Origin of the sequence: Shinella curvata, assembly GCF_022899935.1 — a bacterium.
Lineage (GTDB): Bacteria > Pseudomonadota > Alphaproteobacteria > Rhizobiales > Rhizobiaceae > Shinella > Shinella curvata.
This window is the reverse complement of record NZ_JALJCJ010000002.1, coordinates 1-12,838: the sequence shown is the minus strand read 5'-3', so window position 1 is coordinate 12,838 and position 12,838 is coordinate 1. Positions and strand designations below refer to the sequence as shown.

Genomic DNA, 12,838 nt, shown 5'->3' with positions numbered 1-12,838 from the left:
CGTCTCCCGTGGCGACGCCGCTCGTCCGGGTCGCCTTCTGTTCATCGTCATCTCGCACATACGTTTGACTCGACAGCTTATTCCATGGCGTGCCAAAGAAATCGCATGACGAACACAATGCCGACGGTGCCGGAACGGCTTGTAGCCTTCCTGCCGAACCTCAGACGTTTTGCAATTTCGCTTTGCCGTTCGCGGGAGCTGGCCGACGATCTGGTGCAAACGGCCTGCGAGCGCGCGATCCTCGCCGCCGACAGTTTTGCGCCCGATAGCCGCTTCGATGCATGGATGTTCCGCATCCTGCGCAACCTTTGGATCGACCACCTGCGCCGCCAGAAGACCGCCGGCCCGCATGACGATATAGACGAAGCGCTCGATGTGTCCGTCCCCTCCGGCGAGGCTGCCACCCATGCACGCATGGATCTTGCCGGGGTGACCGCCGCACTGCAGAAACTGCCGGCGGAACAGCGCGAAGTGCTGGTTCTCGTCTGCGTGGAGGATATGAGCTATCGCGATGCCGCCGAGGTGCTTGCGATTCCGATCGGCACGGTGATGAGCCGCCTTGCCCGTGCACGGAAAAATTTGATGGAACTCACGGGAATAAGTTTCGACGAAGGGCGTTCGTCCGATACGAGAGGCAGCGTTCTATGAGCAAAGAGCAATTCGACGACGAAACATTGATGGCCTTTGCCGATGGCGAACTGGACGAGGCGCAAAGCCTTGCGCTGGAAGAAGCGCTGGCGGAGGACGAGGCCCTTGCCGAACGGCTCGCCGTCTTCTTCGACAGCCGCCGGCTGGTCGGCGACGCTCTCAAGCCGCTGATCGACGAACCGGTGCCGGACGCGCTTGCCGCCTCGGTGCGCCGTATGGTGCAGGCGGCCGAAGGCAATGAAACCCCGCAGGACAATATCGTCGCCCTCCCGGTCCGACCGCAGCCCCAGGCCCGGGCCTGGCTGATGCCGGTCGCGGCAAGCCTCGTCGCGGTCATCACCGGCGTCATCGGCTTCACGCTCGGGCGCATCGCGCCCTCGACAGTGGATTCCGGCACCGAAGTCGCAGCAGCCCTCGACCGCGAGGCTTCCGGCCGGGACGTCGCGCTTGGCGCGTCCGGCACCCGGCTGCACATCGTCGCCACCTTCCGCGATGAACGCGGCGACCTTTGCCGCGAATATCGGCTGACGCAACCAGGCAGCAGCACGCAGACCGTCGCCTGCCGCCAGGACGGCGCATGGGCGACGCGGCTCGCGCTGACGACGCCACAGACCGATGGTTACATGCCTGCTTCCGCGCAGGAGACCGTCGATGCCTATCTCGCCTCGATCCAGGCCGGCGCACCGCTTTCGGCCGAAGAGGAGCGCAAGGCGCTGTCTCCCTGAAACAGGAGCGCGCCCGACGCACCTTTCAGGCGTAGTCCACCGCCTATCGGATTCGATGTTGGCGATCTTCCTCTCTCCCTCGAAGGAGGCGAAGCTGTGAGCGGTACGGTTCGGTTCGGGTACGGCAGAACCGGTCCTCGACGGTGACCGCCTGCTGAGAGCCCCGGCCTGACGCCAGTCCTATTTTTCACAAAGCCGGGAATAGACCTCGCCCGGTGCCGTTCTTCCTCCATCGAACGATGAGGAGAACAGCGATGGCACTCACCCTGCTTAAAAAGCCGCGTCCCCGGTTGACCTTTCTCTGCCGCAAGGAGGACGACGGCGTCATTCCGCCTCCCGTGCGCGCCAAGACGGCCCTGCCCGACTGGTTCCGCAAACTGCCACCCGTCGATGCCGCCCATGTCTCGCCGACCAACAGCGGCCTGACGGTAAAACGCTGCATGCCCTTTATCGACGCCATGGCCGCCGGCTGGGTGATCGGGCTTGCCGGCACCGTGCGCATGGAGATATCCGACAACGGCAGGACCGTGGATTGCGGCTGGGATTTCGACCGTACCCTGGTCAGCAACCATGCAAACCACCAGGTCGCTGGCAATCCACGCGACCCCTTGCCGCCCTGCAAGTTCCACAACTACTGGACCATCCGCACGCCGCCCGGCTGGAGCTGCCTCTTCGTGCCGCCGCTCAACCGGCCGAACGGCATCTTCGAGGTCGTCTCCGGCATCGTCGACACCGATACCTACCAGTCGGAGATCCATTTTCCCTTCTTCGCCACGGGCGAGGACGGGCTGCATGTCCTGGAACGCGGCACCCCCATCGTGCAGGTCATCCCCTTCCGGCGGGAGACCTCCGACCTCAACGCGGATATCCGCGCCGAGCATGAGGCGGAGGGCGCCGTCCGCAAATCGATCCTCCGCAAGACGCTTGCCGCGGACGGCTGGTACCGCAGGTTCGCCCGCGCGCAGCGATAGTACCAAGGACAGATCCTGTCTGTTCACCGCTCTGCCACGCGCAGCGGCGGTGAACAGGCATGCGCGGAAACAAACCACTATGTCATTGAAAAATAAATAATTTCATCGGGAATAGATGTCACCATCCATCGTTCTTCCTTTGCAGCCGGCGAGGCTGTCATGCAAAGGAGAAATACCATGAAGAAACTCATCGCAATCCTCGGCGCGTTCCTTGTGGTGGGGACCGCTGGCCCCGCACCGGCTGTCGCCGACGATCCCGTCCAGCGCTTCCTGCAGAAAATGGCGCGCAGCAACACGGCGGGCCAGGTCCGTGCCCGCCGCGACCGGGACGACGACCGCCGCGGCAGCTGGAACTCCAACCGCAACTCCAACAGTTCGTCGAACTCCTCCCGCAACTCCAGCTCCAATTCAAGTTCCAATTCGAGTTCCAACTCGTCGAGCAACTCATCCTCGAACAGCTCCTCCAATTCCTCGAGCAATTCGAGCTCGAACTCGTCCTCCAATTCCTCGTCGAACTCGTCTTCCGACGATTGAGACGCAGTCTGAAAAACCGAAAGGAGGGCAGACCTTGACCCTTTATGCAATCGCCCCTCCCGCACCCCACGCCGACCGGCGTGGGGAACCGTCCCCGATTTGCGAGCCCGTCGTACCGCTGGCCCGCGTCAGGCAGATCGTCGCGGCGGTCGTGTTAATCTTCAGCGCCATGCTGATCTTCCTGGCAATCGACGGCCTGACCCTGCCCATGCGGCTGACCCTTGCGGTCTTCGTCGCCACCATCGTTGCCTGGACCATTCTCGATCTGCCGGATACGCCCGTCGCGCTGGCCGGCGCGGCCATGCTGCCGATCGTCGGCGCCGTCGACGAGGCGGTGCTCTACCGTTCGCTCGGCAACGACATCGTCTGGCTGATGCTCGCGGCCTTCGTCGTCGCCGGCGTGCTACGGCAGGTCGGCGTGGTCGAACAGATCATCGGCCGCCTGCTCGCCCGGCTCAACACGGTCAAGAGCCTGTTCTGGGTTCTGACACTCCTGATCTTCGCCACCGCCTTCGTCATCCCCTCCACATCGGCCCGCGCCGCCATGCTGGCGCCAGTCTATCTCGGCCTTGCCACGGCTATCGGCAATACAAGGGTCAATCGGGTGCTGGCGCTGCTCTTTCCCTCCATCATCCTGCTCTCCGCCGGCGCATCACTGATCGGCGCCGGCGCCCATCTCGTCGCCGCCGAAATGATGGAGCGAACCCGCGGCCACAGCCCCGATTTTGTCGATTGGCTCGCCCTGGCTGGCCCCTTCTCCCTCCTCTGCTCGCTGCTCGCCTGCGCCGTATTGCTGTACGTCTTCCTGAGCGCCGAGGAGCGTGGAATGGTTCTTACCCGGTGCGGTTCCCAAAACGCGCCGGCCCGCGTTACGCGGCAGCAATGGACCGTTATGGCCACAGCAGGCGCGATGGTCGTGCTTTTCGTCATCCAGCCGCTGCACGGCGTCGGCATGGCGCTGATCGCGATCGTCACCGCATTGCTGCTGGCGACGGAGCGTATCTCGGGCCTCTCCCTCAAGATCGCGCTGAAAGGCGTCGAATGGAATCTCCTGCTCTTCCTTGCCGGCACGCTCGTCATCGGCGAAGCGCTGCTCGAAACCGGCACGGCGGCGGAGCTGGCCGAACGGGTCGTCAGCCTTGCCGGCAACGGGATTGCAGCCCGGCCCGCACTTCTCATCGCTTTCGCCGCGATTGCCGCAACGCTCTCGCACCTCGTCATCACCTCGCGAACGGCAAGAGCCACCGTGCTCATTCCCGCACTCGCCCTGCCACTTGCCGCCCTCGGCGTCGATCCGCTCAACCTCATCATGGTCGTCACGTTAGCGAGCGGGTTCTGCCAGACCCTGCTGGTATCGGCAAAGCCCGTCGCTCTCTTCGGCAGCCTGGACCAGGCGACCTTCAGCCAGTCCGATCTCCTGCGGCTTGCCAGCTATCTGATCGGCCCATTCATCGGCCTGCTCATCGTTTTCGCCACCGTGGTCTGGCCGCTACAAGGCCTGCCGTTACGCTGACGCTTCCTCCGATCGGGAAGAAACGGCCGCCGCTGGCGGTCTTTTTTATTTAGCCGGCTAAATTTTTTCGTCGCAAATGGAATAGATCGTGCGGCGTGCCGTTCCTCCCTTGTCACATGAGTGTCACAACAGAAAAGGAACGCCCCATGGCTTTCACGGTTCTCGTCGCCCCCTCCGGTTTCAAGGAAAGCCTCTCTGCGGACGAGGCGGCCGATTGCATCGCACGCGGTGTCCACCGTGCCTTCCCCGGCGCCACCATCCTGAAGGCGCCGATGGCCGATGGCGGAGAAGGCTTCACCAAGGCCCTTGTCAGGGCGACCGGCGGCACGCTCCATTCCCTCACTGTGACCGGCCCGGTCAATGACCCGGTCGCGGCGCATTTCGGTTTCCTTGGCGGTTGCAGCGAGCCGACCGCCGTCATCGAGATGGCAGCCGCCGCCGGCCTCAGCCTGGTGCCGCGCGACCGCCGCAATCCATGCCTGACGACGAGCTACGGCGTCGGTGAGCTGATCCGCGCAGCCCTCGATCGAGGGGCTCGCCGCATTCTGCTCGGCTGCGGCGACAGTGGCATCAACGACGGCGGCGCCGGCATGGCCGAGGCGCTCGGCATACGGCTGCTCGACAAAAACGGCCAACCCCTGCCCCGCGGTGGCGCGGCCCTCGCCGACCTTGCATCCATCGACATGTCCGGCCGCGATCCACGCCTTGATGCCGTGCGCATCGATGCCGCCGTCAACTGGCACAACCTGCTGCTCGGCGAGCGCGGCGTCGCCCGGGTCTTCGGCCCGCAAAAGGGCGCAACGCCGGCGCAGGTCGAGATACTCGCGGACGCGATGGAAGTCTACGCCGCCGCCATCCGGCACACGACAGGCATCGAGGTCGGCTCGGCGCCGGGCGGCGGTGCTTCCGGCGGGCTGGGTGCGGCAATCCTCGGTCTTGCCGGCGGCAAGCTGCACCCGCGCTACGACATCGTCATGCAATATCTGGAGCTCGACCGCTTCATGGCGACCGCCGACCTCGTCATCACCGCGGAAGGCAGCCTCGACGGGCAGACGCCATTCGGCAAGGTGCCGGCCGAGGTGGCGCAGCGGGCAAAGGGCATGGGTGTCCCTGTCATCGCGCTTGCCGGCACGCTCGGCAAGGGCGTACAGCTCAATTTCGAGCATGGCATCGATGCATTCGCGTCCATCCTCAGCCGTCCCTGCTCGCTGGAGGACGCCATTTCCTCCGCACCGAAACTGCTGGCCCGGGCAGCGGAGGACGCCGCGCGCATGGTGATGGTTGGCATGAGCCTGCGGAACCGCCCCCACAGGGCGGCGTGAGGTCGGGGCGAGCACATCGTACCTGGCGGTCTTCCGAGGCCGTCAGGTTACGTCTCGGACCTTCGGATCCAATAGTGGTCGCGGATGTTCATACCGTTCTGGATTATATTGGTGGCGATCTCGGGGTCGCCCCCCTCGAAGGTCTCGGTGTCAGCGCCACAGAGCAACAAAAACAGCTTCTGGTGAGCGACAGAGACGAAGTATTCGCGGGCGGGCGCAGGCACATCGATTTCGACGGCCTGCATCTCCTGCGAGGCCTGCTCGCTGGCTTTCGCGATAGCCTCGTAGATCGTTGCCATCATCTCACGCTCCAGCTTCTCCTGTATCTGGACGTAGTGATTCTCCGCCACGGTAAGAACGGGACAACTCGTGTTCATTGGCATTCTCCTGGAGCATCGTCTCTTCACAAGCGCTGAAACAGCGAAATGAAGAGCGAGCAGCAACTATGTGATGAGGATCGTCAGGACGCGAGGGATTGGGGTCGGAACGGCTCCTATATCTTCGGTTTTCCCCGTCTGCGCGAAGTGTCGCCCGGCACCTTCATCGACAATGCCACAAGCCCGTGCACACGGAAATGATCCAGTGACGAACCGGATCCGGCGAACTGGCGCTTTGGCCATGCCGATCCTCTTCTACAAGGAAAACCTCTGAGCATGGCCATTGGCCGCCCCGCGAAGTGGCGGCCATTGCTGCATTCGGCAAGATCGACGCTGTGATCCATCGGCCAAACCTGCACTTCCACGCCCCTATAGCAGGAAATCCCCCGGCTTCAGGGAAAGCACCGCATCGATGTGAAGGACAAAGTCTGCCGTGCCATCGCCGTTGACATCCCCGTACACGAAGGTGTTGGCCTTCGTTTTCTCGTAGCGCAGTTCACCCGCTTTTTTGGAGAACTTGGCGGTATCGATGAAGCTGAAGGCCTGGTTGCCTGATTTTCCGATATTGGCATCGATGGCAGCGAAATCGATCACGTCCTTTTCTTTCTGCGAGAAGTCGAAGATCGTGTCCGTCGCCGTCTTCGAGGTGCCGAGCTCCTTTGCCGACCGGAAGACAAATCGATCGCTGCCCGTCCCGCCATAAAGGTCATCGAAGCCGAGCCCCCCGATGATCTGGTCGCTGCCCGCCCCGCCGGAAAGCAGGTCATTGCCAGCGCCACCGTCGATTACGTTCGCCTTGGTGTCACCCGTCAGCCTGTCTGCATGGGAGGAGCCGCTGAGGTTTTCGACCGACGAATAGGTGTCGCCGCCGGCATCGCCCTTGTTGATCGACGGGGCGGCAAGGCTCGCCACGACAACCGCCTTTGCATCGACATAGGAAGCGGTGTCCGTGCCGTTGCCGCCGAAAAGGCGGTCGGCGCCGGCCCCGCCGATCAGAAGGTCGTTTCCGTCGCCACCTTCCAGCGTGTCATTGCCAGCGCCGCCATTCAGCACATTCGCATTGGCATCGCCAACCAGCTTGTCGGCATGAAAAGTGCCGGTAAGGTTCTCGATCGAGGAATAAGTATCGCCTTTGGCATCGCCTGTGTTGATCGACGGCATGGCAAGGCTCGCCACCAGGCCCGCCTTCGCGCCGGCATAGGAGGCGGTGTCACTGCCGTTGCCGCCGAGAAGGCGATCGGCACCGGCGCCGCCGATCAGGACGTCGTTGCCGTCACCGCCTTCCAGCACGTCGTTGCCGGCATAGCCAAGCAGCGTGTCGTTCCCGGCCAGCCCCAGTAAACGGTCCAGGCCGATGCCACCCTTGAGCACGTCGTTCTTCGCCGTGCCGCTGATCGTCTCCAGGATATCCGTGACTGTGATAGTGAAGACCTTGGTTACCTTGTGCACGCCGTCGGAAAAAAGCGCTCATGAGCACCACCTTTTGGGCTGCTGGCCGTCTTGAAGGCAGCCGCGATCACTCGAGCGCGTGACAATACTCCAAAGACGAAAGATTGTTTTCTCGATGCAAGCGGTCGGAAAAGGCGGGGAGAATCCCGCCTCTCTGCGTTCAGAACTTCATGTTGAGGTTTGCCGAGACTGTGTGGCTGACGGCGTCGCTGCTCACTCCGGCCTGATAAGTCACCCTCCCTTCGAGAGCGGATGACGTACCGGTCAGCAGCAGATCGGCCTCAAGTTCCACCCGGTTTCTCGACGGGTCGATCTTGCTTGTGATCGACGACCCCAGAAGCTCGACCGACCGTTTGAACGTGCCGACGCGCCGTCCGTAGGCAACGTTGAGCGAAGGCGTCACGAGGATGTCGCTCCACTCAATCGGCTTGGCACGCACCGTCATGCCGAGACCGAGGTCACCGGTCAGGTTCGTGGCGGACGCTGCCCTCAGCGTGAGGACGCTTGTTCCCGTTTCGTCGACAGCACCGAGATGCTGACGGGCGACGCGGCTGAACACATAGGGGGACACGTCAACGGATTCGAGATCGAAGTGCCTGCCGACACGCGCCGTCGCCCATAAAGCGCGATCGCTCTGGTCGCCGGCTATATCGAGACCTGCCATGCCCAGGATCGTATCCGCCATACCCGGTGCGCTGACCCGGCGGGTCTTGCTCGAAAAGAAGCTGGCACCCATGGTCGCGCCGGCGAAGAAAGTATCGCTTTCATAGGCGATATACGGCGCGGCGTGATAGGACGTGTCTTCGACTTTGTTGCCATTATCGGCCGCAAATCGGTTCTGGCTGAAGCCGATTGCCGCTCCGGCAGTCCATCGGTCATCGATCGCATAGTCGAAACCACCCAGGAGGCCGCCGGTCGTGAATTGGCCCGAAAGGTCCGAGCTGCCAAGCGAAAGGTCGGTGCGACCGGCGAACGGGGTCAGCCAGAAGCCGTAGCGATCCAGGTCCGGCCGATCGGCATGGCTTTCGATGATATCGGCGACCCGGTTCACAGTCGTTGCGTGGGACCATGCGGCCTGAGCGTAAATAGCGCCGGCCTCGGCTTCACGGGTCGTCACCATGTTGCCGACATTGAGCAGGCCCCAGCCGTAGATATCGTCCAGTCCGGCATCGCCGATATCGGTCGCCGTCTGAAACACCAGCTGCGCGAGTTCCTGCTCACTGGCATTCGGATAGAGCTGCTTGGCGATGGCAAGCGCGCCTGAGACATGGGGCGCCGCCATCGACGTGCCCTGCTCGCCAAGATATTTTCCATCAAGCCAGGTCGAATTGATCAGGCCTTCTTCACCATAGAATTCGTCACCGCCCGGCGCGGAGATGCAGAAGTACTTCGCCCCGCCGCCACAGCCCTGCGAATACCATGCGAGCTCAACGTCCGGGTTCACGGCCGCGACGGCCATCCAGCCGCGCTGCAATTCCGGAAACAGCACCGGCAGCGCGCCGGGAACACTGGGCTCCTCCCAGCCGTCATTGCCCGCGGCAACGACCATCACACCACCGGCATTGACGACCTCGCGATAGACGTTCAATTCCCCGGCGGCGAAAGACTCGATGATTTCCGGGCTATAATCGGTAAACGGACCCGGATAGCCATAGGATGCGTTGAAGATGCGCACGCCTTGTTTCAAGGCGTAACGATAGACGTTTATCGTCGCGATCTGCTGCTCTTCAAGGGACGCACCGTCCAGAAGCGCCCGCAAGGCCACGATCTCGGAACCCGAGGCGACGCCGAGCATGCCTTTTCCGTCCCGGTTCGCGGCAATGATCCCGGCAACGTGGGTTCCATGACCATCGGTGTCATCCAGGCTTCCGCCGAAGCCATCGATGCCGAGCCCCCGGTATCGCCCGACAAGCTCGGAATGCAGCTTGCCGCCGATCTGGAGGCCCGTATCCGCCACGCCGACCTTGACATCCTTGCCGTCGAGGCCCTTTTCGAGCGCCTTGTCGACGCCGATCATCCGCAGGCCCCACTGGCTGTCGAACTCAGCCTGGAAGTCCTGTGCCTTTACAGAGGGGGCCATCAACAGCACGATGGCGCAGTACGTATTTAAGCGATAAAGGATTGATTTCATGATCTTTCCCCAAAAGTCTGCGCACTCATAGCGAGAACAGGACAATCGGATCAACACAGGAAACCGCTTGGGCGGCGGTGCACCCAAAATTGAGTCACCGGTGGCTACCGTGACATCACGATGCAAAACACGGCTGGTAGGCAGGCCCGATAGAATGCCATAACGCATGGCGCGACAGGACGACGATGCAGCCTCCGGGACGGATAGATCATTTCGATTCGATGATGGAAAACCACGATCCTCGATTCCTCGCCGTTCTGCGCGATGCGGCCGAACAACTCCTTGCGATGCACGATACGGCACCCAGGGTCGTGCGCTATGTGGCCAGCATGCAGAAATGGCTCATAACGCAGGCGATCATCGCCTTGCATTTCGAACGAAAGCACGACGAGGCGCGCGCGCCACTGACCGCCGGCTCACTCATCGAGTTCTTCGCGCAGGAGCAGCGCTTCAGCAAGAATACGTTGACGGCTCATCTCGCGGAAATGCGCGCCTATGGCTTGCTCGTGCCGCAAGACAGCAGGGACAAGCGGATCAAGCCGCTGCAGCTTAGCCCCTATGCCGAAACGCTTGTCGGTCAATGGCTGGAAAGCCACCTCGCGGCCCTGGACAGACTGGACGGCGGCAGACGGGTTTCAGAACTTGCAGAGGATCCCCGCCGTCTCGCCTGCATGCATCCGCTGGCGGTTCGCGCCCTCGTCTTCGATCCGGCCTGGGCCGAACCACCGGCAAGCGTGGACCTGTTCGTGCGCACGGAATCGGGAAGCAACATTCTGCATGAGCTGATCTGCCGCCTGCCGATGGATACCGGGCGCGTGGACCAACCGATCTGTCTCGGGCCGCTTCATGCAAGCGAGATTTCGACGCGCCACACCCTGTCGCGCGGCCATGTGCAGCGGATATTCTCGCGGGCCCGCGCGGAGGGATTGCTCCTCTGGAGTCTTCCCGCCAATCAGGGCGACCTGTCGGTCTCCCCATCCTTGCTCCTCGACTACGCGCGCTGGCAGTCCGTGAAATTCCGGGCCATTGCGCAGGCTCATCGACAATCTCAACAAATGATTGCTCGGACAGAGCCTGGCTAGGTTTTCCCGGTCCGAAACTCATAGGAAACCATCGTTCAGCACATCGTCCTCACCCCATGCGTTCTGACGCATATGAGCCCGGCGACGGCGGGAAGACGATGGTCTTGTTGCCGTTCATGAAGGTGCGGTGGTGGATATGGGCGTGCACGGCGCGCGCCAGAACCTGGCTCTCCACGTCCCGGCCGATCGACACATAGTCCTCCGCCGACTGCGCATGCGTGATGCGCGCCACGTCCTGCTCGATGATCGGACCCTCGTCGAGATCCTCCGTGACGTAATGCGCCGTCGCACCAATCAGCTTCACGCCGCGCTCGAAGGCCTGCTTGTACGGGTTCGCTCCCTTGAACGACGGCAGGAACGAGTGGTGGATGTTGATGATCCGGCCCGACATCTTCTTGCACACCGCATCCGACAGAACCTGCATGTAGCGGGCAAGCACGATCAGTTCGGCGCCGGACTGCTCGACGACCTCCATCAGCCGGGCCTCGGCCTGCGGCTTGTTCTCCTTCGTCACCTTGATGTGGTGGAAGGGAATGTCGTGGTTGACGATGACCTTCTGGTAATCGAAGTGGTTCGACACGACGCCGACAATGTCGATCGGCAGCGCGCCGATCTTCCAGCGGTAGAGCAGGTCGTTCAGGCAATGGCCGAAGCGCGACACCATGAGCAGCACCTTCATGCGCTCGTCGCTGTCGTTGAAGCGGTAGGTCATGGCGAACTTCTTGGCAACCGGCGCAAAACCGGCCTTGATATCCTCCTCCGACACGCCTTCCTGCGACAGGAAGGTCAGCCGCATGAAGAACAGGCCCGTCTCCAGGTCGTCGAACTGCGAACTGTCCGAGATGTAACACCCCTTTTCGGCGAGGTAGCCGGTGATCGCGGCCACAATACCGCGGGTCGATTGGCAGGATACGGTCAGGACGTGGCTTTTCATCGGGCGTGTCTCCAAGGCCTTGAATATCATAGAAATGGCGCGACCTTTTGGACCGCGCCATTCCTCGCTTGGGAGGCGAAGATCAAACAGGTGTGTGCTTACACGGCCTTCTGCAATTCCGGGAGTGCTTCGAACAGGTCCGCGACGAGACCGTAGTCGGCGACCTGGAAGATCGGGGTCTCCTCGTCCTTGTTGATCGCCACGATCACCTTCGAGTCCTTCATGCCCGCCAGATGCTGGATCGCCCCCGAGATGCCGCAGGCGATGTAGAGCTGCGGCGCGACCACCTTGCCCGTCTGACCAACCTGCCAGTCGTTCGGCGCATAGCCCGCATCGACCGCAGCACGCGAGGCACCGACGGCCGCACCCAGCTTGTCGGCGACGGGCAGGATGACCTCCTGGAACTTCTCCGACGAGCCCAGCGCACGGCCGCCCGAGATGATGATCTTCGCAGATGTCAGTTCCGGACGGTCCGACGAAGACAGCGCATCCTTGACGTGGCTCGAAAGGCCCGGGTTCGCTGCGGCCGAGATGGTCTCGACGGATGCGCTACCGCCTTCACCGGCAGCGGCAAACGACGCCGTGCGCACGGTGATCACCTTCTTCGCATCGGTCGACTGCACCGTCTGGATGGCATTGCCCGCATAGATCGGACGCTTGAACGTATCGGCACTGACCACCTCGACGATTTCCGAGACCTGCGCGACATCGAGCAGCGCTGCCACGCGCGGCAGAACGTTCTTGCCGACCGAGGTCGCAGCCGAGACGATCGCATCGTAATTGCCGGCCAGCGACACGATGAGCGCGGCCAGCGGTTCGGCAAGATTGTTGCCGAGGCTCGCATCGTCGGCGAGCAGCACCTTCGTCACGCCCGAGAGTTTTGCAGCCGCATCGGCGGCCGCCCTGGCGCCGGAACCGGCGACGAGCACATGCACGTCGGAACCGATCTTCGCCGCTGCCGTCAGCGCCTTGGCGGTCTGGTCGGAAAGCGTTGCATTGTCGTGGTCTGCCAGAAGAAGAATGGCCATGTTCGTAATCTCCTCAAATCGTCCGGATCAAAGCACGCCGGCTTCGGTCTTGAGCTTCTCGACCAGCTCGGCCACCGACTTGACCTTGACGCCCGCCTTGCGGCCCGACGGCTCCTCGGTCTTC

12 protein-coding genes and 1 pseudogene are annotated in these 12,838 nt (G+C 62.6%); 7 read left to right on the top strand and 6 right to left on the bottom strand.

The features are described 5' to 3' along the window. The first annotated feature begins 105 nt into the window (after positions 1-105). The 6 genes from MUU55_RS06045 to MUU55_RS06020 all read left to right on the top strand — a co-directional run bounded on the left by MUU55_RS06045 (position 106) and on the right by MUU55_RS06020 (position 5,713). The gene (locus MUU55_RS06045) at positions 106-648 is read left to right on the top strand and encodes an RNA polymerase sigma factor (RefSeq protein WP_244759892.1); all 543 of its coding nucleotides are present in this window, start codon (positions 106-108) and stop codon (positions 646-648) included. Next, positions 645-1,373: an anti-sigma factor family protein gene (locus tag MUU55_RS06040; protein WP_244759891.1), complete on the top strand. Its 729-nt coding sequence runs from the start codon at positions 645-647 to the stop codon at positions 1,371-1,373. Before MUU55_RS06045 ends, MUU55_RS06040 begins: the two co-directional genes overlap by 4 nt. Positions 1,374-1,627: 254 nt before the next feature. Continuing rightward, the gene (locus MUU55_RS06035) at positions 1,628-2,344 is read left to right on the top strand and encodes a DUF6065 family protein (protein WP_244759890.1); all 717 of its coding nucleotides are present in this window, start codon (positions 1,628-1,630) and stop codon (positions 2,342-2,344) included. Positions 2,345-2,521: 177 nt separating this feature from the next. Beyond that, complete coding sequence (locus MUU55_RS06030; RefSeq protein ID WP_244759889.1) at positions 2,522-2,878, top strand: hypothetical protein; 357 nt, start codon at positions 2,522-2,524, stop codon at positions 2,876-2,878. A 34-nt stretch (positions 2,879-2,912) separates the two neighbouring features. Continuing rightward, positions 2,913-4,391, top strand: a complete 1,479-nt coding sequence (locus MUU55_RS06025; RefSeq protein WP_244759888.1) for an SLC13 family permease — start codon at positions 2,913-2,915, stop codon at positions 4,389-4,391. 146 nt (positions 4,392-4,537) lie between these two features. Continuing rightward, complete coding sequence (locus MUU55_RS06020) at positions 4,538-5,713, top strand: glycerate kinase family protein (protein WP_244759887.1); 1,176 nt, start codon at positions 4,538-4,540, stop codon at positions 5,711-5,713. 47 nt (positions 5,714-5,760) lie between these two features. On the opposite strand, the gene MUU55_RS06015 is transcribed toward MUU55_RS06020, so the two are convergent. From MUU55_RS06015 to MUU55_RS06005, 3 genes are all read right to left on the bottom strand, one after another. Beyond that, complete coding sequence (locus tag MUU55_RS06015; protein ID WP_244759886.1) at positions 5,761-6,090, bottom strand: hypothetical protein; 330 nt, start codon at positions 6,088-6,090, stop codon at positions 5,761-5,763. A 369-nt stretch (positions 6,091-6,459) separates the two neighbouring features. Next, positions 6,460-7,539, bottom strand: coding sequence for a calcium-binding protein (locus tag MUU55_RS06010; protein ID WP_244759885.1), 1,080 nt, complete (start codon positions 7,537-7,539; stop codon positions 6,460-6,462). Between the two features lie 160 nt (positions 7,540-7,699). Continuing rightward, positions 7,700-9,838 (bottom strand): S8 family serine peptidase, encoded by a 2,139-nt coding sequence (locus MUU55_RS06005; protein ID WP_244759884.1) that lies wholly within the window; start codon positions 9,836-9,838, stop codon positions 7,700-7,702. Positions 9,839-9,855: 17 nt separating this feature from the next. Here MUU55_RS06005 and MUU55_RS06000 point away from each other — a divergent pair, with 17 nt between their 5' ends. Further along, positions 9,856-10,752, top strand: coding sequence for a hypothetical protein (locus MUU55_RS06000; protein WP_244759883.1), 897 nt, complete (start codon positions 9,856-9,858; stop codon positions 10,750-10,752). Positions 10,753-10,801: 49 nt separating this feature from the next. On the opposite strand, the gene purU is transcribed toward MUU55_RS06000, so the two are convergent. The 3 genes and pseudogenes from purU to MUU55_RS05985 form a co-directional block, all read right to left on the bottom strand. Next, the gene (gene purU / locus MUU55_RS05995; protein WP_244759882.1) at positions 10,802-11,686 is read right to left on the bottom strand and encodes a formyltetrahydrofolate deformylase; all 885 of its coding nucleotides are present in this window, start codon (positions 11,684-11,686) and stop codon (positions 10,802-10,804) included. Positions 11,687-11,784: 98 nt separating this feature from the next. Next, the gene (locus MUU55_RS05990; protein WP_244759881.1) at positions 11,785-12,714 is read right to left on the bottom strand and encodes an electron transfer flavoprotein subunit alpha/FixB family protein; all 930 of its coding nucleotides are present in this window, start codon (positions 12,712-12,714) and stop codon (positions 11,785-11,787) included. 27 nt (positions 12,715-12,741) lie between these two features. Further along, positions 12,742-12,838, bottom strand: a pseudogene (locus MUU55_RS05985) (electron transfer flavoprotein subunit beta/FixA family protein); the annotation flags it as partial.